Below are 25,792 nucleotides of genomic sequence, written 5' to 3'. Positions count from 1 at the left end.
ATTACTGACTGATTTTATAAACACATCGCTGCCCTCCAGAAATAATATGGTCTACCCTTTCTACTTTATAATCATTTCCAATAAGTAACCGGAAATTTGACAGTTCTGCCCTGCAGAATCCCTGGCATTCTGTAGCAGCAGCACAGATGGGACAATGATTTTCAATCAGGAAATATTCTTTTCCTTCTTTTTTCCATTCTGCCATATACCCCTCTTTGCTTCTGGCTTCAGCAAGGACTTGAAGGCGTTGTTCTAAAGTTTTGGTTTTGGAAAGAGCCTTTTGATACCGTTCATAAGTATTTTTTTCACGGTCGGTAATCAACAGATCCAGTGCATTTTCTCCCAAAAGGTTTTTTACGGATTGTAAAAGTTGAACTGTCACTTCTGCATGAGTGTCCGGAAACTGAGCAAGGCCTTTATCCGTAAGGGTATAATAAGTAGAAGGACGCCCCACTCCTTCACTTTTCATGGTCGGTTCAATAAGCCCGGCTTCTGCAAGATTCAGCAAATGTTTTCTTGCTCCTTCTTTTGTGACGGATAATTCTTCAGCAATCAGAAGTGAAGTAGCTTCTCCTCTGGTCTTTAAAAACATCAGAATGCGATCTGCTGCCGGCTTCTTCATTTGACAATATTTAGGTTGTTTTATTTTTCAACAACAAAGATAGTCATTTTCTATAATCCTTAAAAATAAATAACAAACACATGATTTACAGTAATTGGCAATAAAAACAAATCCAACCAATAAAACAACTAAAAAGTTGTTTTATTGAAATATATTTCTACCTTTGTCTTACATTAATCAAAAATAAATGCAATGAAACCATTTACACTACCTACGTTGCCCTATGCCTATGATGCACTGGAGCCATTTATAGATAAAAACACCATGACTATTCACCACCAGCGCCACCACCAGGCTTACGTAGATAACCTGAATGCAGCACTGGAACATACTAATGAAACCAATCCGGATCTTAATTCTTTATTACAAAGGGTAAGCGAGTATAGCCCGGCAGTGAGAAATAACGGCGGCGGACACTTCAATCATTCCTTATTCTGGGAAATTCTTTCTCCACAACCTAAATTAACCCCAGAAGGAAAGTTGAATGAAGCCATTATCTCTACATTTGGAACCCTTGAAGATCTTAAAGCTGAAATAAAGAAGGCAGGACTTGGGCAATTCGGATCCGGATGGGTTTGGCTATATGTAAAATTCAACGGTTCTCTTGCTGTGAGCGCTACACCTAATCAGGACAATCCAATGATGGATATTCTTCCTATAAACAGAGGCTTCCCCATCCTCGGAATTGATGTTTGGGAACATGCCTATTATCTGGCATACCAAAACAAAAGAGCAGATTACCTGGATTCTTTCTGGTCTGTATTAAACTGGTCATCAGTAGAAAAAAAATATGAAGACGCCCTTTTAAAAATAAGATAACCCATAACATTTCATGACAAAAACAGAAGCAATGGATACTCAGGTTTTCGTCAATAAAGCAGCTGCTTCAGGCATTATTGCTTTTGACTTTTCAGATTACAAACCCACTACAGAAATTGTAGAATTAGATATTAAAGATCACCTTTTTATGGGAATGATTGTCAAGGAAAAGGAATTTAAAGAATCAATTTCGGCAGTAGATTATTCCATCTATCAAAACAAGGCTGTTGGAATTGTTTGTTCAACAGATGCTATTATTCCGCCCTGGGCTTATATGCTTCTCATGGAAAAACTTTCGCCCTATGCTGTTTATGTGGATTTAAACAGTGCTGAAACAGTGCTACTTGATCTATGGAAACGGCGCCTGATCTATGCAGACCTAAAGCATTTTAAAGATCAGAAAGTAGTGGTGAGGGCAAGCAATTCTCATGACCCAGCTCTTTATGTATTAGCCACCGAGCTTTTAAAACCTTTGGTAAAGAGTCTTATGTATGGTGAAATAGGCCTGCCGAAAGTAATTTTCAAAAAATAAAACAAAATGAAAGCCATCATATTCAACGGATCTCTGGAAAGAAGAACAGAGTCCACTTCCGGATTGATCTCTGCTTATATATCCGAACAGCTGGAAACACTTGGGATTCGCACTGATATTTTTACACTTGCAGATTCAGGAATTCCTTTGTTTGATCTTACTCTAACCAAAACCCCTTTGGCGGTGGAACGAATGACCCAAATGTTTCAGGATGCGGATCTTCATTTCTGGTTGGCTCCACTCTATCACGGAAGTATTCCTGGAGTGATGAAAAATTGCCTGGACTGGCTTGAAGTAACAGCCAGTTCTTATGAGCCTTATCTTACAGACAAAACCATAGGACTGGTGTGCTGGGCGGATGGCTTACAGGCGATGCAGGGGATTAATGCAATGGATACCATTGCCAAATCATTAAGAGCATGGCCACTTCCTTTCAGTGTCCCGATTCTCAAAGCTTCATTATTTGAAATTGGAAATCCGAAACAGATCTCAGCATTCTATACCGGTAAACTGAACAGGCTTATCAGTATAGCGACCACCAGGAAAATAGAAAAAATGATAATAAATCAATCATTACATGATAGGAACGGATATACTGATTAGTGACGCCGGTCCTACAGGGTTATTTCATACCCAACCTATCTGGCAGCCCCAAATAGATGTTTTATTCATGCGAATTGGGGCAGATTAACAGATTCAAAAACACAAGTTTGCACAGTTTATGATATAATAAATTATTGAAACTGTTTTAATTAAGTTTAGTAGGGATTTCTAAAACAGTATTATGTTGAAGGAATCCCTTTTACAATATTCAAAAATTAATATTATGGCTATTAAAATAACAGATGACTGCATCAATTGTGGTGCCTGTGAACCTGAATGCCCTAATTCAGCCATTTACGAAGGAGCTATCGACTGGCGTTGGCAGGATAAAACAAAGCTTGCAGGACATATCACCTTCCCCGATGGTACAGAAGCAGATGCGGGATCCTATAACCAGGCAGTTTCTGATGAAGTATATTATATTGTATCAGGAAAATGTACAGAATGTAAAGGGTTTCATGAAGAACCCCAGTGTAAAGCGGTATGCCCGGTAGACTGTTGTATTGATGATCCGGATCACCGTGAAACGGAGGAAGTTTTATTAAACCGTCAGAAGTTCATGCATGGAGCTTAATCATCCAACAATATAATATTTTCCTTTTCTAAATTAACTACATGAGCATAGTATAATGCTGCTAAATTTCTATTCAATGAATAAAGGCGGGTTTTAACCGCCTTTATATGATGTTATTAATCAATTAGCTTTAGCCAAAATCTATTTTCCTTTAATTTCATTATAGATTTTTTGGGTGAAAGGAGTATCAATATGGACTTCTGTACCATATTTTAAAACTGCTCCGGCAAACAGTTCCAATTCATTATCTTTCTTCCCGGAATGAATATCCAGCTGTAAAGATGTTGGTGTTTCAAAAGGAAATGTAGATGCTTTTTCAAAGGTTTTCTCAATAATATCTTCCGAAAGATGAATTCCTTTTTTATCTGCAATCTGCTTTATTTCCTTCATAATATCTGTTGCTTCCTGCTTCTGTTTTTCATCAGCACAAACAGTTCCAATAGATGAATTATGTCTGGCAGTTACCAGTCCAAAACTTGCAATAAAGATAAATTTGGTCCAGATATCCGTTAAAGAATTATCTTTAAAGTCAAAATCAATTTTACTTTCCTGAAGCAGGTCTGTTACCCATGCAATATCACTGGAGAAATGTTCAGGGTCTCTTCCTACAATCATCTTTCCTGCTTTTCCTTTATGTTCCACCGTTCCTCTTTCTTTAATATGAGACGCTACATAAATACACGTGGGCAGGATAATATGATCAGGAATTATTTTTCGGATTCTGTCATAAATATCCGCTCCATTCATCATAGGAAGCAGAATTGTATCTTTAGTGATAACCTCTTTCAGCTGTTTGCAAACATTCTCCAGATCATATTCTTTAACGCCGATTAATACAAGATCAGGATTTTTAATGTCGCTGATATTCTGTTCTATTGCATTCGGATGAGTACGGTTATTGGAATGCTCCGGTGAAATCAGAACCAATCCGTTCTTTTTTACTTTATCATACGTTTCTCCTCTTGCTACAAAGGAGACTGTATATTTTCCGGAAGATTCATTAACCTGATTGATCTTGAAACCAAAATAGCCGCCTACTCCACCCAATCCAACAATAACAATATGTTTTTTATTCATGAAATTATTTTTAGCAAAGATGGATGACAAATTTCAATCTATCACTTGACAAATGAAAAGAAATGGTAAATAGTTTGGAAGTCTGGAGCTGGAAGCTGGGAGTTATAGAAGTTTGAAAGATAATTAGAGTTTATTATCAATTACTGTTTTGATTTTTCTTAAACGCAGAGAGCACAAAGATGTATTTTGTAGCGTCCTATTTTTGATCGCAAAGGCACTTCGTTCAGCTAAGAAATAACTATACGTTCTACATTGCTGAGTGAAACGCCATTGCGAACGCATCTTAAGTATTACACTCAAAATCTTTGCGCACATTGCGTTTAAAGCTGCATAATAATGATTTCAAATTTCCTTAAACGCAGAGAGCACAAAGATGTATTTTGTAGCGCTTTATTTTTGATCGCAAAGGCACTTCGTTCAGCTAAGAAATAACTATACGTTCTACATTGCTGAGTGAAACGCCATTGCAAACGCATCTTAAGTATTACACTCAAAATCTTTGCGCACATTGCGTTTAAAGCTGCATAATAATGATTTCAAATTTTCTTAAACGCAGAGAGCACAAAGATGTATTTTGTAGCGCTTTATTTTTGATCGCAAAGGCACTTCGTTCAGCTAAGAAATAACTATACGTTCTAAATTACTGAGTGAAACGCCATTGCGAACGCATCTTTAAGTATTACACTCAAAATCTTTGCGCACATTGCGTTTAAAACTGCATAATAATGATTTCAAATTTCCTTAAACGCAGAGAGCACAAAGATGTATTTTGTAGCGTCTTATTTTTGATCGCAAAGGCACTTCGTTCAGCTAAGAAATAACTATACGTTCTACATTGCTGAGTGAAACGCCATTGCAAACGCATCTTAAGTATTACACTCAAAATCTTTGCGCACATTGCGTTTAAAGCTGCATAATAATGATTTCAAATTTCCTTAAACGCAGAGAGCACAAAGATGTATTTTGTAGCGCCTTATTTTTGATCGCAAAGGCACTTCGTTCAGCTAAGAAATAACTATACGTTCTACATTGCTGAGTGAAACGCCATTGCAAACGCATCTTAAGTATTACACTCAAAATCTTTGCGCACATTGCGTTTAAAGCTGCATAATAATGATTTCAAATTTCCTTAAACGCAGAGAGCACAAAGATGTATTTTGTAGCGCCTTATTTTTGATCGCAAAGGCACTTCGTTCAGCTAAGAAATAACTATACGTTCTACATTGCTGAGTGAAACGCCATTGCGAACGAAAATAAAACATCTTAATCAAACCTTTGCGGACGTTGCGTTAAAAAACTTTAAGAAATAATTAGACTGACAGAAACTTTCAGCCTCCATCTTCCCACTTCCAGCCTTTATTTAATATCTCTTCGGATCCTGCTTAATGAACTGTCTTTAATTCCTAAGTAAGAAGCAATGATTTTCAAGGGTACATGCTGAAAAATATTCGGATCTTTCTTCATGAGGTTAGCATACCGGGTTGAGGCCTTCTGGCTTGCCATTTCAATCAGCCTGTCATGAATACTGTGATAATTCAGGACAAAAAGAAGCCTGCTGAACTCCCGGAATTCTGGAATATTATGGAAATTATACTGTACGTTTTCCAATCCGGTTTCCCAGAATGTACAGTCTGTAACGGCCTGATAGATTTCTTTGGTAGGCTGCTGTCTGAAAAAGGATAAAAAATCGTTCACAAAACAGGGTGCTGCGTAAATATTGGTAGTAATTTCTTCATTATCCTCATTCAGCAGATAGGAACGCACGTATCCTTTTTCAAGAAAATAAGTCTTTGTACTGATGGTATTCTGATCCAGCAGGACAGCATTAGCTTTTAATTCAAAATGGCTAAAGGTTTCCGTGATCTTCTCAACCACTTCATCTTTAATACTAAACAGGGAATGGAAATAATTATTGATTGATGATTTATCCATTGGAAATTACGATACTGTCTATTTTTAACAGGCTAAAATAGGAATATTCTGTGAATTTGGATTAAAATACAAGTCGAAGATCTGTTGAAGTATTGAAAATACACCCGTCAAAATTTTTAAATTTTTGCCCCTATTAGAGAAGAATGATTATGCCTTCAATTGTAATATTCACAATTTTTAATATATGGGAAACCCTAATACCGATTATTTATATTCAATTCATTTTAAAAAAGGTTGTTTTTGAGTTCTAAATCTAAAAAAGTGATTTTTAATTATAATTCAACTACCACTTTTCCTATGGTACGTCCTGTTTCAATCTGTTCATGTGCTTTCGCGATTTCATGAAAACCAAATACATGAGAAATATGAGGTTTTATAATTCCTTTTTCCAGCAGGGAAGCAATTTTCTGCATGTCTCTGCCATTGGAATACACAGACATAAAATAACAGGCATGCAGGTTCTTTTCACGAGCAAGTTTTTCGTCCTCTTGAGTATGTCCGGAAGGCAGGGCTACAATAGTCCCGAAAGGTTTTAAAACCTGAACGGATTTCTGAAAATTATCACCGCCAATCGCTTCCAGAACAAAATCAATATCATGAAGAATGTCTTCAAAATGGTCTGCTTTATAATCAATATGTTGATCTGCTCCCCGATTTAAAATAAAATCCCGGTTAGCAGCGGAAGAAGTAGCAATGACATGCGCTCCAATATGTTTTGCAATTTGTACCGCAAAATGTCCAACTCCACCTGCTGCGGCATGAATCAGTACTTTATCTGTTGATCTCAGCTTACCATAACTGTCGAAAGCCTGCCAGGCAGTAAGTGCTGCCAAAGTACTGGCTGCTGCCTCAATATGAGTGACATTTTCAGGTTTAAGAGCTAAATGTTCTGCCGGAGCTGCCACATATTCGGCATAGGCTTTTCCATGACCGGCAAAATTAACCATCCCGAAAACTTCATCCCCTATTTTAAATGAAGTGACCTCACTTCCGATATCAGCAATAACTCCTGAAATATCCCAACCCAAAATCAACGGATTATATTGTGCTAAACTTTCTGCCAGCGGAGCCTTTCTGCAGCGTACTTTAACATCCACAGGATTAATGCTGATCGCTTTTACCTTAACAAGGACTTCATTATTTTTAATGGTAGTTTTTTCAATTTCTTTCTCAATAAGATGTTCCGTTCCACCGAACCTTTCTAATACAATTGCTTTCATAATTTTTATATATCCACAAAAATAAACTGGCTTGAAATGTTAAAACAGGTATATTTCAAACATATTCAGGTATATTTTTAAATGCCGCGAATGCACGGATTCATTATGACTTAAATACTCAATTATCGGGATTTAGATATATTTTTGTAATTTAATCTTTAAAGAATACTAACTTTTTATTATGGATAATAATTTCCAGTTCCACTTTATTGAACCGGATCAGAATATTTCAGATTTTGTAGAAAATCTGGGTACCTTTTATAACCGTTCAGACGAAGCAAAGGAAGTGGTTATTATCCCGGATGGAAGGGTTGATTTATTTTTTATGCAGTCTTCTGCAAAACCTTTTCAGGTTACCCTTATCGGATTGGAAACGTATCCTGATCAGAGGCAGATTCCTCCGCAAACACAGGCTTTTGTTGTGAGCTTCAAACCTATCGCCGTTGAATATATTTTAAATACTACAATTGCTGACGTATTAAATTCAGCAAAAGAACTTCCGAATAATTTCTGGGATTTTAAAGCTGATGATTTACAGGATTTTGAACTTTGCTGTAACAAAGCTACAGAACGGATAAATGCACTTATTCCTCAAAAAACAGATGAGAGAAAACATAAGCTGTTTGAGCTTATCTATACCTCAAAAGGAGAAATGAGTGTGAATGAACTTGCCGAAAAAGTAAACTGGAGCAGCAGGCAGATCAACCGTTATTTCACAAAACAGCTGGGCTTATCTTTGAAAGCCTATTCTACTATTTTACGCTTCAGGGCATCCTTGGAACATATTGCACAGGGCAGGTTATTTCCGGAACTTAATTATACAGATCAGAATCATTTTATTAAAGAAGTGAAAAAATTTTCCGGGGTTGCTCCCAAAGAATTATCTCAAAATAAAAACGACCGATTTATACTATTATCAGTATTGAAGGGACAGTAATTTTGTCCTGTAAAATTTAAATACAATGCTGATAGACAATATATCAATAGCCATTATTGGCGGTGGTCCTGCCGGACTTACCTTAGCCAGACTTTTACAGCTTAAGAATGCCAGCGTAAAAGTATATGAAAGAGACTTTAATAAAGAAGCACGCGTACAGGGATCGCCTCTCGATATGCATGAAGATTCAGGACTGGCAGCCTTGCGTAAGGCTGATTTACTGGAAGAATTTAAAAAGACCTTTCGCCCGGGAGCAGATAAAACCCTCATCATGAATGAACAGGCTGAAATCCTGTTTAGTGACCATGACACTAAGCCAGAGGAAGATTTCGGAGCGCAACATTTCCGTCCTGAAATAGACCGTGGACCTTTGAGAAATATGCTGCTGAAATCCCTTCAACCTGACACCGTTATATGGGACAGCCATTTTATATCTATGGAACCCCATAACGGAGGCTGGATGCTTCATTTCAAAAACGGAAAGTCTGCTTATGCAGATGTTGTGATTGCTGCCGATGGAGCCCGTTCCAAAATCCGTCCTTATCTCACAGATATCAAACCTGTTTATTCAGGAATTATTATGCTGGAAGGAATGGTGTCTAAAGACCATGCTCCCAACATTAATGCATTGATTAACGGTGGAAAAATAATGGCTTTTGGAAATTCTAAAAATATATTAATGGGGCAGAAAGGAAATGGTGATCTCGGTTTTTATGCCAGTTTTAAAGCTGATGAAAACTGGGCTGTAAATTCCGGACTGGATTTCTCCGACAGTGAAGCAGTTCTTCAATGGTTTAAAGCTGAATATCCTGAATGGAATACAATATGGCACGAGTTGTTTGTAAACGCTACCACACCCTTCATTCCCCGCCCTATTTACGCTATGCCATTAGACCAGACCTGGGAAGCACAACCCAATATAACCTTAATTGGTGATGCAGCCCATGTTATGCCGCCCTTTGCCGGAGAAGGAGCTAATATGGCCATGCTTGATGCCCTGGAATTGAGTGAACAATTAACTGATAACCGTTATAATACTTTGCAGGAAGCTATTTCCCAATATGAAATCAAGATGCGGAACAGGGCGGCGGCGGCTACCAAAGAATCCCTTGAAAATGGAAACAGAATGCATACTGAAACAGCTCTGGCAACAATGCTGGAATTCTTTAACGGACATTCATCTGTATCCTGATTTATTATTCCCTGTCTTATTAACGAAAAAAGGCTGCCTCATCTGAGACAGCCATTTTCCCCTCTAAAATAATATTTTTCTCTCCTACTAAGAACCTGATTGCGGAGATTCATTTGTGTGTTTTTAGGGTATTTCTTCTTGTATTTGTGGAAAATTCCACAATATCAAAAAGATTATAGGATTTAATTAATAGCACAGCCGAAATACATTAACAAATCTATGTTTTAAATTGAAAAAAGTAAAAAAACTACCTACTACACTCATACAACATTAAAATAAAATACTGATTATCAATATATTAAAAAGCCAAAATAAAACAATCTACATATTCCCCCGGAAAAAAAGAAACTGAAACAGTATATAAACAAATCCTTTACAGAGATCTTTTCATATTCTGTAAATACATGATATTTACAATCTATTTTCAAGTCCTGAAATAAATTGTACAAATTGAACTCAAAATGAAAAACATTAATAAACCATTCATTTACAAATAAATACAGTTGAAACCATTAACTGTAGTACTCGTGTAGTACACCTATTTTTCATTATTTGGCTAAAAATTTTCAAATTTGAGCATGGAACCACTGAGGAAATTCAGGTGGCGAAAAAAAAAATATTTCGAAACACTGTCTGAACTAATGAATCAGACAGTTTTTTTGCTTTAAGCTAAATCATCAAAAAACTGGTAAATATCAGTTTCTGTAGGAATATTAAGCCTCTTTCTGATTCTATATTTTTTCTGCTGAACGGTGCGATGCTGAATAAGAGTATAGCTGGCAATTTCCTTAGAACTGAAATGCAGCTTCAGCATAGCACAAAAAACCTGTTCTGAAGTTTCAAGGCTGGGGTTAATGGTTAAAAGCCTATCTATATATCCGGGATACACTTCTTTAAAACGGGAAAGAAACTCAGGATCATTTCTTTTGGCCATTTCTATAACCTCTTCATGCCTGTTATCATTAATCCTGTTTTTCAGATGCTCAGCCTCCCATTTCAGATCTGCTTTTCTTTTTTTCAGTGTATTAATAATTTTCCATGCATATATAGACAACACGGAAAGCCCTGCAAGGGAAAGAAATATAACCCATCGTATATTGTTTTTATGGCTTTCTGCATCTTTTTTTGTTTCTGCAATAAAGGACTCCATATCTTGATTAATGGTAGATAATAAGGAGCTATTGGTTTTATTATAAGCCTCAGTATAAGCTTTTAAATAGAAATAAGCTTTTTCTTTATCTCCTTTATTTTCATAAACTACTCTTAAATTGTTATATATAAACTTAAGGTAATAAGCATAAATACGTTTAATTTTGTTATTTATTCTCAGGGCTTCCTTCAATACTTCCTCTGCTTTATCATATTGTTTGTCCGCAATATAATATTCTCCCATAATGGTATTGGCATATAATGCTACGCCATCTTCTTTTCCTCTCCTGATGGCTTTATTGTAGGCGAGTGTTATGTATTTATAAGTTGAATCTTTATTTTTATTCATATATATATAATCACTTATGGCACAGTCTGCCATTCCGGTGTTATCTACTTCCCCTGCTTTTTTAAAGAAAAATAAGGCTTTATCAGGTTGCTTTTTACCTACTAAATAGGTTGCCTGCCTAAGATAAATATTAAAAAGGATATTCTGTTTAAGTTCTGATTCTCTGGCTCCCTGAATCAGCTCTAATGCTTTACCATTATATTCAAGGGCTTTATTACGCCGTCTCATTTCGCTGCTTAAACGGCTATAAATGTTATAGAACCGAGCCAGATGAATATTATTTTTTGAATCTTTTAAAATATTTCCGGCCGCATTTAAAAAGAACTGGGACTTCTGATAGTTTTCTAATGAAATATTGAGTTCCGCCAAATTAACATAGCAAAGGGCCTTTCCTTCTTCATATTCTTTATCTTCAGCAATCCGGTAATATTTTTTGTTAAGGGCAATCAAGGAGTCATATTCACCAGCCAGCCGGTATTCTTCGTTTTGTTGCATTAAAGGAAAATCAAACCTTTTTTCATATTTCTTGAAGTCTGGCCTGCAGGAAATCAAAATAATAAGTAATATAAAAAGTAAAATACGGATCATAATGCTTTTTCCCTTGACTTAATTTTTGTATAAATTAAGATTAAAAAATGTTTTTTTAGATAAAAATAATATTACATTTTTTTTAAAACTGTATATAACACATTAGTTTATCACTCATCAATGGCTATTTTATCAAAAAAGTCATAGATGTCCTCTTCTCCCGGAATGTTAAGCCTTTTCCTTATTCTGTATTTTTTCTGCTGAACAGATCTGTGCTGTACAAAGGTATAATCTGCAATTTCTTTGGATGAAAAATGCAGTTTCAGCATTGCACAGAAGGCAAGTTCTGAGTTTTCAAGATCCGGATTGATTTTTAAAAGAGTAGTTATAAAATCAGGATATAACCCCTTGAATTTCATCAGAAATGAAGAGTCATTTTTTTGAGCAAGTTCAGTAACTTCCTTCAGCATTTTTGCTTTCACATGATTTTTCAATTCTTCTGTTTCTTTTTTTAAAGCTCTTTTTTTCTGTTGTTGAGCTTTAATTGTTTTCTGAACATATATCCCGGAAATTGTTAATGCAGCAATGGACAAGGCAATGGCCAGGGGTAAATCACTTCTGTGCCAGTCAGATTCCGGCTTTATTCCGGAAATAAAATTTTCGGTTGATTTATTCATTGCTGCCATCCTTACAATTGCCATTCTTTTTTCCTCCTCCATATATTTTTTGAGGTAATAGTAAGCTTTACCACCATCATTCTTTTTCCTGTACAATTCTGCCAGGGCTTTATAAACAATGTAAACTTTTGAAGAATAGGTACGGCGGGTTTTTATGTTTATTTCCAGTGCTTTTTTAAAAGCTTTTTCGGCCTCATCATTATTATTAACAGCATTATAGTAATATCCCATCGCAGAATATACCCAGAAAGATTCTACATCACTTGCTTTCTGCCTCTGTATCATGTCATTGGTCTTTGCAATATATACCCTGGCAGAATCCAGTTGGTGTCTTATTAAATAATATTGAGCCACCATACAGTTGCTGTATACTGAATTTTCAAGTTCATTTCCCTTCATAATGCATTTCAGAGAAGTTCCGAACCATCCTTTTCGGGCAAAATAAATTCCTCTGGTCAAGTAAAGCCTGGGAATGAGCTTTTTTGTAAGTGCTGATCTTTTTGCCCTATTGATATAATAAAATGCTTTATCATTATACATTATACCTTTATCAATTAAATTGAGATAGGAATAATATTGAGAGTAATCATCATACAACACTGCTTTATGATAGCTGCTTTCCGAATCTTTCAACTGCTCTCCTGCTTTCTCAAGAAGAAATAAGGCCTTTTCATAGTTTTCGGTAGAAATATTTACTTCAGCAATATTAAGATAGCAAAGAGCCTTGCCTTCTTGGTATTGCATTTTGGCCGCTTTTTTTAAATACTCGATATTAAGTTGAATCAGCTTTTCATACTCACCGGAAAGCTGTAATTCAGTATTCTTTTTCAATAAAACAGAATCGAAATCTCCCTTCTTTTTCTCCTGAGCATTTTTATTACATGAGACAACACATAGCAATATACCCATGCCAATTGCACAGATCATCATCTTTCTTAGAAATATTGTATATGTTGTATACCCTTTAATATCGATATATTTTTAATTTTTCTCCTCCTTATCCCATTGCATTTTATATACCTACCTATTCATACCTTAGCGGACAATGAAAAAGACTTTCATTATATTTTATTAATCTATGATAATAAATATACATAATTTATGTTATCAATTTCCATATAAAAATACAAATTCGGTAAACTTTATGATTAAAATAAATAGTTTTAACTTCTAGCTACAAATTTTTCAATGCTTACATTGAAGCCAGAGAAAAATTGAAGTAACTGAAATTTATTTAGAACTGGTTTATCATCTATACAAAAAGAATGGATTTCGTGAAATGAAAGATGAAAAATAGCAAGGGGAAGCAAAAAAGGTTACTGTGATAAAATATACAGTATAAAAACAAAAAAGAACTACAGTGAAGTAGTTCTTTTTCATTTTGTGACCCGGCTGGGATTCGAACCCAGGACCCATACATTAAAAGTGTATTGCTCTACCAGCTGAGCTACCGAGTCGGCCACTTACTTTTTCAGGTAAATCCCTTTGTTTAAGGGACTGCAAAGATAGTAAAACATCTTTTAAATCCAATTTTTTCAGAGCTTTTTTCATCTAAAAATTCAGATCTGGCCATTGAAAGAATCCGGACATTTTCTTATTTATATAACTCCTGTCACACAAGATACTGATAAGTAATTGTTTAATAAAAATGCGATATGATGTTTTCATACCGCATTGTAATTGTTCCATCGAAAAAATTTATGCTTGAATATCATTTGTTTTCATCATTGCTACCAAATAAGCGGAGCTTTATCACCATATTTATTTTCAGCATAATAAAGGGAAGGAAGAAGCTGTGCGAGATAGGTGAATTCACTATAGCAGTGTTCCATTAATCCGAACCCCACTTCCTCTGACAGCTTATTTTCGCTGTCTGCCATCAATGCTCCAAGATAGAAATGACTTCTCAATGTACATCCCTGCACTGTATCTCTCACCACGTGAAACATATAACCGTCAACAGGATCACCATTATCATCTACAGGAGCCTCTTCACCGAAACCTATCCTTGCATAAATTACTGCACTTACAGATCCATCAGCATAAGCCTTCTTCAAAGTTTCAGGATCAAATACTTCTGCAGGATCATGAAATTTTATAGTTGCAGGTACTGGTGGAATATCTCCCAGAGATTCTGTAGCATGTATGGTTGCTCCAATATAATTTTTATTTTTTATCCATTTGCTGTCCCATCCACCATGCTCTACATGGTCATGAGGATGCCAGAGTTTGAGATCTGCTGTCGTTTCAAAATATTTAAACCACCAATCCAGCATTTTTCCTTTACATTGATGCAGAACATTCCTCATTGCAATATGGAGCATTCCGTTGTCCAGTCTTCTGATTCCTGCTTCAAGAGCTATGGGTTTGGAGGATAATAGCGCATTAATATCCCTGAATATTACTTTTTCGGTTTCCTTTGTAAGTTTCATACCTGATATTTTAATTAGATTAATTGATCTTTCAACAACCCTTGTATACGGGCAGAAGTTTATTTACTCCTTCCCCACTCAATTTTGAACTGCTGATTGTTGTACAAATTTAATCCAGCAAGAATTTCAGGTTATTGTATTATTCTCTAATTAACCTGTACAATTAGGAAATTTATTGTCATAGGAAATTGCTTCAATAGCCGTTTACCGAAACGATTTAAATTTCAAAAGAAATATTAGAAAAGGAAGACCTCACTTTACTACAGACAGCCATTCAGCTTCTTAAATTCCTCCGGAGTGTATCCTGTCTGTTTTTTATAGAACCGGGAGAAATATGCGGGATCTTCAAAGTTCAGATCAAACGCAATCTCTTTTATTGTAAGTTCTCCAGAAATCAGCATCCTTTCTGCCTCTACTATCACTCTTTCATGCAGTAATTGCGTAAGGGTCTTATTCATTTTTTCTTTCAGAATCTGATTGATCCGTTTTTCACTGATCCCCATTTTTGCGGAATAAAAGTCTGCCTTACGTTCGGTTTTGTAATGCTCATCCATCAGCATAATGAACTGATACACTCTCTTCTGATGGATATCCTGATGTAAAAAATAATGCTGGCTGGCACGGATCAGGTTTAGAAGAAATACTTTCAGTAATGATTTTAGTACCAGATAACTCCCCATTGAGTTCTTATATTCTTTTTCAATCAATATCCTAAGATAATGGAGTGTGTCTACAATATTATTATCCGGATAAAAGCTTGTATACTGCCCATGTATATTGAAAAGCTTGAAAACATCCAGTGCAAATTCTTTGTCATCTTCTTCCAGATATTCTCTTTTGAAAGCGATTACATATCCTTTCTTTCCATCAAAACTTATTTTTTCAGAACGGTACAGGGGAACCAGATACATGCAATGACCTGTATTAACTGCAGTATGATCACTCAGCAGCCAGATGATTTCAAAGAGATGAACCCGCTGGATACTGTTCATATAGTTCTGCGGACAGTGTTGAAGTTCAAAAAAAATAAACTTCGATGAATCTATCTGATGGATGAATTTCATATTCTTCACTCCATTTTTTGGAATGTTGTACAAATATACGGGACTGTAAGAGGTAAAAGAACAAAAAAAGAACTACTGTTTGAGTAGTTCTTTTTTATTTGTGACCCGGCTGGGATTCGAACCCAGGACCCATACATTAAAAGTGTATTGCTCTACCAGCTGAGCTACCGAGTCGGCCACTTACTTTTTCAAGTAAATTATGTTTTGTAAAACTACTGAAACAGCAGTTATTTTTGATTGTGACCCGGCTGGGATTCGAACCCAGGACCCATACATTAAAAGTGTATTGCTCTACCAGCTGAGCTACCGAGTCGGCCACTTACTTTTTCAAGTAAATTATGTTTTGTAAAACTACTGAAACAGCAGTTATTTTTTGATTGTGACCCGGCTGGGATTCGAACCCAGGACCCATACATTAAAAGTGTATTGCTCTACCAGCTGAGCTACCGAGTCGGCCACTTACTTTTTTCAGTAAATCCCTTTGTTTAAGGGACTGCAAAGATAGGAAAATCTCCTTTAAACCCAAGTTTTTTTAGACTTTTTTATTAGAAAAATTCACTCCTAATCAGCAAACATCTGTTTATAAATTAATTATGAAAATTATTTTTTTACAGAAAAGTATAATCCAATGTCAGTTATTGAAACAACCGGAAATTTCTTCCTGTATTTACCCTGTTCAATGCTTAAATAAAACTGTATGAAAGATTGCCTGAAATCAATTGTACTGACAGAAGCTTCTCCATGTTAGAAAATAATGATTCGGCGTGCCTTTGGCACGCCGAATCATTATAATAATATTACTTTTTTTAAAATTTTCAGCAGATTTTACAGCTTACACAGATTTTTCTTTATCAATATACCTGGAGTATCCTGGTGTGAAGGCTATTTCAATATAACTGCTATGATTTGTGCTGTTTGTAAATACGTTCCGTGGAATCAGTAGTTAAATCCTGCTGGTTGATATTCAAAAATCTTTGCAATAGTATCTGCAAGTTCCCGCCCGTGTTGTTTTCCTACCAGATATAGAGCTGCATCTATGCCGGCTGTAATCCCTGCTGTAGTAATTAACCGACCCTGATCAACGAAACGGGCATCTCTTTTCACAGTACTTTCAGTATTATGCTGCTCCAAAGTATCCAGCATCATAGAATGGGTCGTAATTTCATAATGATCCAGTATCCCAGTTTTGGATAGCTGCATACTTCCTGTACATATGGTGAAAACAGTAGTTCCGTTATGATAATGATCTTTTACCCATTGAATGACCGTATTCTGAAAATCATCATCTTCCAGATATTCCATTACACGATCAGGATTGGCACCAGGAATGACAATCATATCAGGTTGGGGAGCCGTTTTCACATCATATGTTGGAATAATTGCCATTATATTGGCTTCCATAAATACGGCCTCCCTGGTTTTCCCAACAGTATAGCAGTGATAGCTGCCTTCGGCTATTGCATTCGCTTTAATAAAGACGTCCAAAGGACCATTCAGATCAAGAGCTTCTACCTGATCATAAATTAAAAATGCTACATTCATTGTATTGTTCTTTTGTTGTTGATTTATAATAATATTCTAAAAAAATAATGGATCATATAAAAACATATTTATCTCAGCTGATAATTGATTATCAGCTTTCGTCATTCAAAAAATAAAATAAATTATACTGTTCCGGTACAGATTTTCCGATATTGGGCCGGAGAGATGGATAGGTATTTCAAAAATAACCTTCGAAGAGAAATTGCAGTGCGGAAACCACATTTTTCAGCAATCATATCAATGCTCATACCTGTATATTCCAACATATTCTTGGCCTGATCCAGTCTCATTTTTTCAAGGAACCTACCAGGTGTCATTCCTGACTCCTTCAGAAATACCCTGGAGAAATTGCGGGTACTCATGTGTACGGCTTCAGCCATATATTCTATACTGATGGACTGCCCAAGCTTATCTTTAAGTAAGTTTCTGATTATTTTTGTGAGCGGAGAAAGCATTTCATAATCGGAAACAGCATTTCCAAACTGGGTTTGCACACCGGGTCTTTTTAAATGTAAAACAAGATGCTTGGCTACTTCTGAAGCGATTGCCTTTCCATAATCTTCTTCCAGTAATGCCAGTGCGAGATCTATTCCGGAAGAAACTCCTCCTGAAGTGTAGATTCCCTGGTCCTGAATAAAAAACGGATTGACATTTACATTCAGATCGGGATAAATTTGCTGTAGCATGTCAGCATATTTCCAATGGGTAGTAACCTGTTTTCCTTTTAACAATCCTGCTTTAGCCAGAACAAATGCTCCTACACAAACAGATCCCATACGCCTTACTCTTCCTGTAATATTTTGCAGATAAGGATAAAGGTCGGGATTAATATCATTCAGTGTTCTAAGATCTGTACCGGCAACCAGTAATGTATCTATCGGAAAGTCTATATCATAAATGGTATGGCTACACGATAAAGGGATTCCCGAACCTGAATAGATGATATTGTCTGAAGTACCTGATATCAAATGAACCTGATATTTTATACCGGATTTATCATCCGGCAAGAAGAGATTGGCTGCAGTAAATACATCACAGGGGCCGGCAACATCCAGCAACTGAACCTGTGGCAAAACCAAAAGTGCTATATTTTTTATTTCTGTTTGTGCTGCATTTTCCATATCTCAATATCTATAATGCAAATCTACAGAGAATGTCATCTGGCTGCAATGACAAAAAACAGACAATTTCGGCCATCTTTTATTCCTTTCATCAACAAAAAAAAGAGACTGCCTTAAAAAAGACAGTCTCAGCACTCTCACTATAAAATTAGCTAATAAGCTATACTTTTAAAATTTACAGTTATGCAGGAGATAACCTTCGGGATTTTAAATAAAGGGCTGTACGGTTCAGATAAGGAAAAAGAAGAATTAGCAGCAGCGCCCCGGCCAGAAGCCATACCATCATTTCGTAGTAGTCCATGGCAAACCGTACATGATCCTGAACATTCAGTCTTCCTGCCAATAGTTTGTTGGAAGCTTTTACTGCATGATCCTCAGGCATTCCTTGGGCTGTAAGTTTAGCGGTCTGCTTGTGAAGAAAATCTTTCACAAAGGGATCAATTGCCGTTATATGATCCTGAAAAGCATTGTAATGACGGCTTTTCTCGAAAAGTTCAAAAAAGTTGATCAATGCAATACTGGCACAAAATCCCAGATAACGGATTGCCAAGGCCGTTGCCGCAGCAGACGGCCCAATGGATGCAGGAACTGATGATATGATGAAAATAATTGTTGGAACCATAATTAATCCTACTCCTAATCCCTGAAGGAATAACGGAATATAGTAATTGAACTCATCTGCCTGTACATCAAAGGAATAATACATCAAAGCATGGAACAGCAGTAACATCAGAAAGCCTGGCGCCCATACATACTGTATTTTTTTCTTCTGTAAAACCATACAGCAGGCAATGATAACTCCAGCCACTAATCCCGAAAGATTAAAAATATTGATGTAAGAGATATAAAACGGATCCAGATGAAGCTCAGTCGCAAAATAACTGTTGGTGATTCCTGAAGCGAAACGGCAAATATACATGACAAAAAGAATCAATAGCCCTACTTTGAAATTCCTGTATCTGAAAACCCGAAGATCAATATAGGGCCTTTTAATCGAGTTCTGACGGAAGATTGATATTCCGGCCAATACGATGATAGTGATTACACTTCCTAAAATCCTGCTATCTTCCAGCCAGTAATATTCCTGTCCGAAGATTGCAATATATCCTGCAAGCACTAAAATGGTGCTGAAAACGGCAAAGCTCTGCCAATCCAGTTTATACAGATGGAATCTCACATTAGGGCGGTAATTAGTCATGGCCAGTGTCAGAAAAATAAGTCCCGGCAGGTAAGAAAATATGGCTGTTTTATAAACAATATTAAAATTGTAAGAATCAATAAGATCAGCTGTAATCAGATTATTAAATGGCAATGCGCAGATCAGGATTCCAAAGAATACGGAAAAACTGATCTCTCTTCCTCTTTCACTGTTCAAGCGTGTAAAAATCAAGGTTAGTGAAAGGTTCACATTTCCTGCAAACAGGATTCCCTGGATAAAACGTACAGGAAAAAGAACATACACTTCCCGGGTAAAGTAGCAGATGAGACAGGCCACAATCTGCAAGGTAGTAAATAACAGAAAATACTCTTTTGCCGCCAGAAAGCTGAAAAATCTTCTTTCCAGACTGTAAAATCCTACATATCCGGCATAGAATAATGCTACTGAGAACTGAATATCAGCAGGCTCACTTCCATAATATCCCGCAGCCGCATTAATATTGGTTAGCGGCAGAAAGAATATGATGATTCCCGGTAAGGTCATTGAGAAAAGAATGATTTTTACCAGCCACTCCGGTGCCCATCTTTTAAAAAAGGGCATTTGTCTTTTAGCCATCAGGAATGTTTTTTATTGGCGTAAACATTAACGTTCATGCCCATTTTAAGAATATCAATATCTTTTCTTTTCCCTTCCACTTTGATTCTCACAGGAATACGCTGTACAATTTTCACATAATTCCCTGTAGAATTATCGGGTGGCAGTAATGAAAAACTGGAACCGGTTGCCGGTGATAATGAAATAATGGTTCCCTTAAATTCTCTGTCAGGATAAGAATCTGCAACAATTTTTACCTGATCTCCAATTTTCATATCCTTGATTTGGGTTTCTTTATAGTTGGCAACCACCCATTTATCAGTTTCATTATTGACAATGAAAGCCAGTGTTTCTCCGGCATCAATCATCTGCCCTACTTCAACGGTTCTTCTCCCCATTCTTCCGTCGTATGCCGCTACAACTGCTGTATAACTAACATCTAATTTATGGCGGTCCAGTAAAGCTTCCAATCTGGCAATTTCGGCCTGCACTACTGTTTTTTCGGCCTGAATATCGTTAATTTTAGATACCGAAGCTGCATAATTATCCTGAGACGATTTATAATCACTTTCATTGACATCCAATGTTGCTTTTACATCTTCCAGCCTCTGTTTGGTGGCAGATTCCTCATCATAAAGCTTTTTATAACGGTTATAATCGAGCTGTTGCTTCCAGACTTTTGCTTTGTTGGCATCTACCTGTGCAAGCGCTGCAGCTGCTTCCTTTTCCGTGGTTCCGGTATTACTCTCTAAAACCTTCAGTTCTGCACGGGCTTTCTGAAGCGCTGCCTGAGTTTGCTTTTGCTGGAGAATATATTCGCGGCTATCAATCAATAAAAGAGTATCTCCTTTTTTCACTTCCTGGTTTTCTTCAAATTTTACCGCTACAATAAATCCGCCTGCCCTTGAAATCACGGGGTTTACATATTCCTGAACCTGGGCATCATTGGTTTGCTCGTATCTGTAGTAATTTTTTAAGGTAAAACCGCCCCAGATTGCAAGTGCGGCAACGATTAAAACTGAAATCCATCCTGTGATCTTGGTAATCAGCCTGTCGGTTGGTGTATATTTTTTTTTCATTGTACTTTATAAAACGCCTGTAATATTCTGTAGTAAATAATAGTTATTCTGTGCCATGATCTTCGCTGCTTCCAGTTCAAATTTTGTCTGGAGCAGCTGGATATCTGCATCCAAAAGTTCTGTAATAAGGGAGGTTTGATTGAAATAGGTATTTTTGATAATGCGGGCATTCTCCTTAGCCTGGGTAACATTGGTTTCAGCAACCTTAATCTGTTCCAAAGCTTCCCGGTATCTTAAATAGGCTTCTTTTACCTGCTGTCTTACCTTATCTTCAGTGTCTTTGTGAGCTTCTTCCTCTTTTTCAAATTCAAGCTTGGCCGCTTTTACTTTATTCGTATTATGGTAAAGAGATGAGATTGAAAATGATGCTTTTAAACCAACAATTCCCAGTGAATACCAATAAGGATTGTAAGGATAAAGAAAGATCTGTGGATTGGCATAATAAAATTCTCCGTACATTCCTATTTTAGGGCTTACATTGGCTTTTACCTGCTTAAGTTTAATCTTACTTAATTCCGTATTCTGTTCGGAAACATGATAATCAAATGAGTGGTCTAATGCCAGTCTCAGATATTCTGCGTAAGTTGTATTGGCATCCCACTGACTGGAAGGAGCTTCAGGAATAATGATCTGCTCATCCGGAACTCCTAAAATAATATTCAGTTTCTGCATGGCGATCAGAATATCATTTTCAATGGTTACCAGAGTCATTTTACGTTTGGAAAGTTCAAGCTCTATTCTTAAAACATCACTTTTTAAAACCACTCCGTTTTTATATAAGGATTTAATTTCTTTAAGCTGTACTTCCTGATCTTTAATATCCTGTTTAATAAGATCCCTGAAGATCAATGTTTTCTGAAGTTCAAGATAAAGGGTTGCTGTTTTGTAATGGATATCGGAAACAGCCTGTTCCTTCTTAATTTCTTTAACCTTCTGCAAAGTCTGATTTTCTTTGATCTTAAGGTTTAATTTATTTCCGTTGTAAATATTCAGGTAAAAATCAGCTCCTAATCTGTAAAGGGTATGGATAACTTCGTGTTGGGCAGGTTTGGAAAAAATTCCGTTTTCATAGATGGGGATGTTGGATGCCTTTTCTACTGATCCTTTCACTTCTATTTCCGGAAGGCGTTCTCTCTTGGTGTCTTTTACTTCGGCTTCCGCAATGTCTACACTAATGGTATTGATTTTAATATGACGGCTGTTTTCTTCAGCTCTCTGCCATGCGTCTTTCAGGGAAATGCGTATGGTATCATTTCGTGGACTGCCTGTTTGGGCTGATATAAAGTAGGAAGCTCCTAACATCAGCAGTCCGGTGACATAGATTTTCATTTGAATTTTTCGAATTATTGCATTGCAAATTTATTGGCAATCCATAAATTTTATTTACCTAAAATAGTCAAGTTTTACATGATTCCGGCCAAATGATTATATTTGCGTTTTCATTCTTATTTTGATTTTTTTATGGGATTAATTGCAGCGCTTCCGGATATAGACAAACATGAGAAAAGTGTATTTGTAATGCATGAAAAATCTGAGAAACTGATTCCTTTCCATAAACATACAAAGGGACAGTTGAGCTACGTTGAAGGTGGTATTGCCTATATTACCATTGATAACCGGACGTATGTGGTACCTGCCAGGCACTTCTTTTGGATTCCGCAGGGAATGGAACATATTTTAGAGATTGGGCATACTGCTACTGTTCTTCGTTCCCTGTATTTTTATGCCCATGATGATATTTCAGATCCGTTTTACAGCAGACTGGGAATTTATCCGGCATCAGAGCTTTTGATCCAAATGATAAAATATACGGAAATGTGGGATGAAAAACATGTCACGGATAAAGATGAGAACTTTGAATTTCTGGTGGCTTTAAAAAAAATCCTTCCTAAAACCCACAAACAGCCCTTACCTATTATTCTTCCTGCTACCCATAACAAGCAGATGATGAAAATAGTATCTTACCTGGAATGGAATATCGGCGAAAAGCTGACTCTTTCCAACGTAAGTGCCAGATTCGGACTGAGTGAACGCTCTATGTCCCGTCTGTTTAAAGCTGATATGGATATTTCATTTCTCCAGTATCTGAAAACATTACGAATCATCAAAGCTATTGAGCTTCTTTTAAATACAGACAAACCTATTAATGAGATTGCAGATGATGTGGGTTACAGCTCCATTAGTGCTTTCAGCGATACTTTTCATGAATTTACGCAATCCAGACCTTCAGATCTCAGGAAAAGCAGTAAAGCACTTTGATTATCAAATGGCGAAAACCCATACGATGTCTACACTTCTATCCTATATTTATGATCTTTATCAAACTTTATTCAAATAAAAGACAATTTTATCTTTTATTTGAATAAAGTTCATATATTTGTCCTGTAAAATTCATAAAAAAATGTTTTCAAAAACCTGCGAATATGCTTTAAGAGCTTTAATTTACATAGCCCAGCAGTCTAAAAACGACGGCAGGGTTGGTATAAAGGATATTGCGAAAAGCATTAATTCTCCTGAACATTTCATTGCTAAAATTCTACAGGATTTAAGCAGAAAAGGATTTGTACAATCTGTAAAAGGCCCCCACGGAGGATTTTATATGGACCCAAAAAACCTGGAAGTTCCTATTGCTGAAATTGTAAGAGAAATAGATGGTGACAAATTATTTTCAGGCTGTGGACTTGGACTTGAAGAATGTTCTGAAGCCCACCCCTGCCCGCTTCACAATCAGTTTAAAAGTATAAGACAGGACCTGCGCATCATGCTTGAGTGCTCTAAAATACAAATGTTTGTAGATAACCTGGATTTAAAACTGACACATCTTAAAGTATAAAAAAAATTAAAATAATAAAAGATAAAAAGATCTTAATATATTAAATAGTTTACGTTTAATTCTCAATCCCTTACATCATTTAAAACTCAATTTCATGAATACAGAAAAAATAGAGAAAATGTCCGGACATTGGCTATTAGCAAAACTTGGCAAAAAAGTACTTCGTCCTGGTGGAGTTACCCTTACCCAGAAAATGCTGTCAATGCTCAATATCACATCCAATGATGATGTGGTAGAGTTTGCTCCCGGCCTTGGTTTTACGGCTCAAATGTCAATAAATAGAAGGCCTAAATCTTATATTGGTATTGATGCAGATAAAAATTCAGTGAATTATCTGAGCAAAAAGTTTGAAAAAAGTAATGCTGTATTTAGACTGGGTAATGCAGCACAAAGCCTTTTGCCTGAACAGTCTGCTGATAAGGTATATGGAGAAGCCATGCTGAGTATGCACGCTAACCACAGGAAAGCTGAACTAATTCGGGAAGCTTACAGAATTTTAAAACCACAGGGTTACTATGCAATTCACGAATTAACCTTAAAGCCGGATGATCTGGATGAAAATGTAAAATTATATATCCAGAAAGAACTCGCTTTGGCTATAAAAGTGAATGCCCGCCCACTTACCATTTCTGAATGGACAGAACTGTTAGAAAAAGAAGGATTTAAAGTACTGAGAACAGAAACAGCACCTATGCACCTTCTGGAACCACAAAGAATAATAAATGACGAAGGTATTTGGGGTTCAATAACCATTGCTAAAAATATATTATTACATCCCGCTATGAGAAAAAGGGTTCTCAAGATGAAAAGTATCTTTAAGAAATACGAGAAAAATATGGGCGCTGTTACCATTATTGCTAGAAAAGAATGACAGGTTTTAATTCTTACTCTGAATTGCTTTGGAAAGCCATGAAAAAAATAATATTGATTGCCAGCCTTATTGCGAATAGTATCGCTTTTACACAGATCCCGACAGGAGTTAAATTTATCAGTGGACAAATTGGATATTCCAATATAAAAACTCATTCAGGGTCATCTGAAACAAAATCTTTAAAGATAATCCCGACTTTTGGATATTTCTTTGCACCCAATTGGGGAATTGCAGGAAGTTTTGGTTACAAAAAAGAAACAATCCATACAAAACAGGTGCTAAACTCATCAGCACAGCAGCATTTTGAGAATAGTTCAGCAATAGTTATCATTCCCTCTCTGCGCAAATTCTGGGTTATGGATGAGAGATTGAGTATATTCGGGCAGATGGATTTCCCTTTGGAATTCGGAAAAATAAAAAAAGAATCAGATCAGATACCTACTACTGGAGAAACTTCAGATAACTATTTCTCTTATGGCATCAGTGTAAAACCAGGAATTGATTATTTTTTAAACAGAACCTGGAAAATTGTTGCCACCATCGGAGAGATCAGTTATACATCCAATAAAAAAAATATTAATAAAGAAACAGACACAAACTTACGTCTTGGGTTCACTTTTTCATCTGTTAACTTTGGAATAAAGTATATCCTTCCCCGTAAAATAAGGTGATATAAATCAGAATAAATAAAAGACTTAAAACTCCTTTATTTTAAAAATAGATTTTATCTTTGTATAAGAAAAAGAAAAAAGTACTCCAAAACATATCAGTTCAATGATATTATTTTGTTCATGATTCAAATTATTCCCGTTCATGAAATAGTACTTGGCATAATAGTATAAGTTTAAAAAAAGCTTCCTATTTATTGAATATATAAGATCATTTC

23 protein-coding genes and 4 tRNA genes are annotated in these 25,792 nt (G+C 36.2%); 10 read left to right on the top strand and 17 right to left on the bottom strand.

Annotated elements, in window-relative coordinates:
- Position 1: 1 nt before the first annotated feature.
- Entirely contained in the window at positions 2-622 is a 621-nt protein-coding gene (locus EG339_RS15500; protein ID WP_123870869.1) for a helix-turn-helix transcriptional regulator, read from the bottom strand.
- A gap of 192 nt (positions 623-814) precedes the next feature.
- Between EG339_RS15500 and EG339_RS15495 the strand changes: the two genes are divergently transcribed.
- The 4 genes from EG339_RS15495 to EG339_RS15480 all read left to right on the top strand — a co-directional run bounded on the left by EG339_RS15495 (position 815) and on the right by EG339_RS15480 (position 3,150).
- Complete coding sequence (locus tag EG339_RS15495) at positions 815-1,441, top strand: superoxide dismutase (protein ID WP_123870868.1); 627 nt, start codon at positions 815-817, stop codon at positions 1,439-1,441.
- A gap of 13 nt (positions 1,442-1,454) precedes the next feature.
- On the top strand, positions 1,455-1,973 hold the full coding sequence (locus EG339_RS15490; protein ID WP_225717978.1) for a DUF2480 family protein: 519 nt from the start codon (positions 1,455-1,457) through the stop codon (positions 1,971-1,973).
- A 6-nt stretch (positions 1,974-1,979) separates the two neighbouring features.
- Positions 1,980-2,576: an NADPH-dependent FMN reductase gene (locus EG339_RS15485; RefSeq protein WP_123870867.1), complete on the top strand. Its 597-nt coding sequence runs from the start codon at positions 1,980-1,982 to the stop codon at positions 2,574-2,576.
- A 223-nt stretch (positions 2,577-2,799) separates the two neighbouring features.
- On the top strand, positions 2,800-3,150 hold the full coding sequence (locus EG339_RS15480) for a 4Fe-4S dicluster domain-containing protein (protein ID WP_123870866.1): 351 nt from the start codon (positions 2,800-2,802) through the stop codon (positions 3,148-3,150).
- A gap of 141 nt (positions 3,151-3,291) precedes the next feature.
- Here the strand turns inward: EG339_RS15480 and EG339_RS15475 are convergent, their stop codons facing one another.
- From EG339_RS15475 to EG339_RS15465, 3 genes are all read right to left on the bottom strand, one after another.
- Positions 3,292-4,227, bottom strand: a complete 936-nt coding sequence (locus EG339_RS15475) for a ketopantoate reductase family protein (RefSeq protein ID WP_123870865.1) — start codon at positions 4,225-4,227, stop codon at positions 3,292-3,294.
- Positions 4,228-5,583: 1,356 nt separating this feature from the next.
- Positions 5,584-6,159 (bottom strand): Crp/Fnr family transcriptional regulator, encoded by a 576-nt coding sequence (locus EG339_RS15470; protein WP_123870864.1) that lies wholly within the window; start codon positions 6,157-6,159, stop codon positions 5,584-5,586.
- 272 nt (positions 6,160-6,431) lie between these two features.
- Positions 6,432-7,379 (bottom strand): NADP-dependent oxidoreductase, encoded by a 948-nt coding sequence (locus EG339_RS15465; protein ID WP_123870863.1) that lies wholly within the window; start codon positions 7,377-7,379, stop codon positions 6,432-6,434.
- A gap of 181 nt (positions 7,380-7,560) precedes the next feature.
- Here EG339_RS15465 and EG339_RS15460 point away from each other — a divergent pair, with 181 nt between their 5' ends.
- Together EG339_RS15460 and EG339_RS15455 are read left to right on the top strand one after the other, a co-directional pair.
- The gene (locus EG339_RS15460) at positions 7,561-8,316 is read left to right on the top strand and encodes a helix-turn-helix domain-containing protein (protein ID WP_123870862.1); all 756 of its coding nucleotides are present in this window, start codon (positions 7,561-7,563) and stop codon (positions 8,314-8,316) included.
- A gap of 25 nt (positions 8,317-8,341) precedes the next feature.
- The gene (locus tag EG339_RS15455) at positions 8,342-9,508 is read left to right on the top strand and encodes an FAD-dependent oxidoreductase (protein WP_123870861.1); all 1,167 of its coding nucleotides are present in this window, start codon (positions 8,342-8,344) and stop codon (positions 9,506-9,508) included.
- Between the two features lie 664 nt (positions 9,509-10,172).
- On the opposite strand, the gene EG339_RS15450 is transcribed toward EG339_RS15455, so the two are convergent.
- The 13 genes from EG339_RS15450 to EG339_RS15390 form a co-directional block, all read right to left on the bottom strand.
- Entirely contained in the window at positions 10,173-11,501 is a 1,329-nt protein-coding gene (locus EG339_RS15450) for a tetratricopeptide repeat protein (RefSeq protein ID WP_164466446.1), read from the bottom strand.
- A gap of 203 nt (positions 11,502-11,704) precedes the next feature.
- Positions 11,705-13,120 (bottom strand): tetratricopeptide repeat protein, encoded by a 1,416-nt coding sequence (locus tag EG339_RS15445; protein ID WP_123870859.1) that lies wholly within the window; start codon positions 13,118-13,120, stop codon positions 11,705-11,707.
- Positions 13,121-13,595: 475 nt separating this feature from the next.
- Positions 13,596-13,668 (bottom strand) — tRNA-Lys (locus tag EG339_RS15440).
- A gap of 273 nt (positions 13,669-13,941) precedes the next feature.
- Complete coding sequence (locus EG339_RS15435; protein ID WP_123870858.1) at positions 13,942-14,643, bottom strand: DAPG hydrolase family protein; 702 nt, start codon at positions 14,641-14,643, stop codon at positions 13,942-13,944.
- 260 nt (positions 14,644-14,903) lie between these two features.
- Positions 14,904-15,707: a helix-turn-helix domain-containing protein gene (locus EG339_RS15430; protein ID WP_123870857.1), complete on the bottom strand. Its 804-nt coding sequence runs from the start codon at positions 15,705-15,707 to the stop codon at positions 14,904-14,906.
- A gap of 101 nt (positions 15,708-15,808) precedes the next feature.
- Positions 15,809-15,881, bottom strand: a tRNA-Lys gene (locus EG339_RS15425).
- Between the two features lie 66 nt (positions 15,882-15,947).
- Positions 15,948-16,020 (bottom strand) — tRNA-Lys (locus EG339_RS15420).
- A 67-nt stretch (positions 16,021-16,087) separates the two neighbouring features.
- Positions 16,088-16,160: transfer RNA gene (locus EG339_RS15415), tRNA-Lys, on the bottom strand.
- A gap of 483 nt (positions 16,161-16,643) precedes the next feature.
- Complete coding sequence (locus EG339_RS15410) at positions 16,644-17,249, bottom strand: DJ-1/PfpI family protein (RefSeq protein ID WP_123870856.1); 606 nt, start codon at positions 17,247-17,249, stop codon at positions 16,644-16,646.
- Between the two features lie 122 nt (positions 17,250-17,371).
- Positions 17,372-18,370: a GlxA family transcriptional regulator gene (locus EG339_RS15405; RefSeq protein WP_123870855.1), complete on the bottom strand. Its 999-nt coding sequence runs from the start codon at positions 18,368-18,370 to the stop codon at positions 17,372-17,374.
- Between the two features lie 181 nt (positions 18,371-18,551).
- Positions 18,552-20,144 carry an efflux MFS transporter permease gene (locus tag EG339_RS15400; RefSeq protein WP_123870854.1) on the bottom strand — a complete coding sequence of 531 codons (1,593 nt, stop codon included), beginning with the start codon at positions 20,142-20,144 and terminating at the stop codon, positions 18,552-18,554.
- A complete protein-coding gene (locus tag EG339_RS15395; protein ID WP_123870853.1) occupies positions 20,144-21,202 on the bottom strand; it encodes an HlyD family secretion protein in 1,059 nt (352 codons plus the stop codon). Before EG339_RS15395 ends, EG339_RS15400 begins: the two co-directional genes overlap by 1 nt.
- Positions 21,203-21,208: 6 nt before the next feature.
- On the bottom strand, positions 21,209-22,531 hold the full coding sequence (locus EG339_RS15390; protein ID WP_123870852.1) for a TolC family protein: 1,323 nt from the start codon (positions 22,529-22,531) through the stop codon (positions 21,209-21,211).
- A gap of 132 nt (positions 22,532-22,663) precedes the next feature.
- Here EG339_RS15390 and EG339_RS15385 point away from each other — a divergent pair, with 132 nt between their 5' ends.
- From EG339_RS15385 to EG339_RS15370, 4 genes are all read left to right on the top strand, one after another.
- Positions 22,664-23,461 carry an AraC family transcriptional regulator gene (locus EG339_RS15385; RefSeq protein ID WP_123870851.1) on the top strand — a complete coding sequence of 266 codons (798 nt, stop codon included), beginning with the start codon at positions 22,664-22,666 and terminating at the stop codon, positions 23,459-23,461.
- 142 nt (positions 23,462-23,603) lie between these two features.
- Positions 23,604-24,035 carry an RrF2 family transcriptional regulator gene (locus EG339_RS15380; protein WP_123870850.1) on the top strand — a complete coding sequence of 144 codons (432 nt, stop codon included), beginning with the start codon at positions 23,604-23,606 and terminating at the stop codon, positions 24,033-24,035.
- A gap of 94 nt (positions 24,036-24,129) precedes the next feature.
- Entirely contained in the window at positions 24,130-24,906 is a 777-nt protein-coding gene (locus tag EG339_RS15375; protein ID WP_123870849.1) for a class I SAM-dependent methyltransferase, read from the top strand.
- 38 nt (positions 24,907-24,944) lie between these two features.
- Entirely contained in the window at positions 24,945-25,577 is a 633-nt protein-coding gene (locus EG339_RS15370) for an outer membrane beta-barrel protein (RefSeq protein ID WP_164466445.1), read from the top strand.
- The last annotated feature ends 215 nt before the right edge of the window (positions 25,578-25,792 follow it).

Source organism: Chryseobacterium bernardetii, assembly GCF_003815975.1.
GTDB classification, from domain to species: domain Bacteria; phylum Bacteroidota; class Bacteroidia; order Flavobacteriales; family Weeksellaceae; genus Chryseobacterium; species Chryseobacterium bernardetii.
The sequence above is the reverse complement of the archived record's forward strand: the minus strand, read 5'-3'. Positions and strand labels throughout refer to the sequence as shown.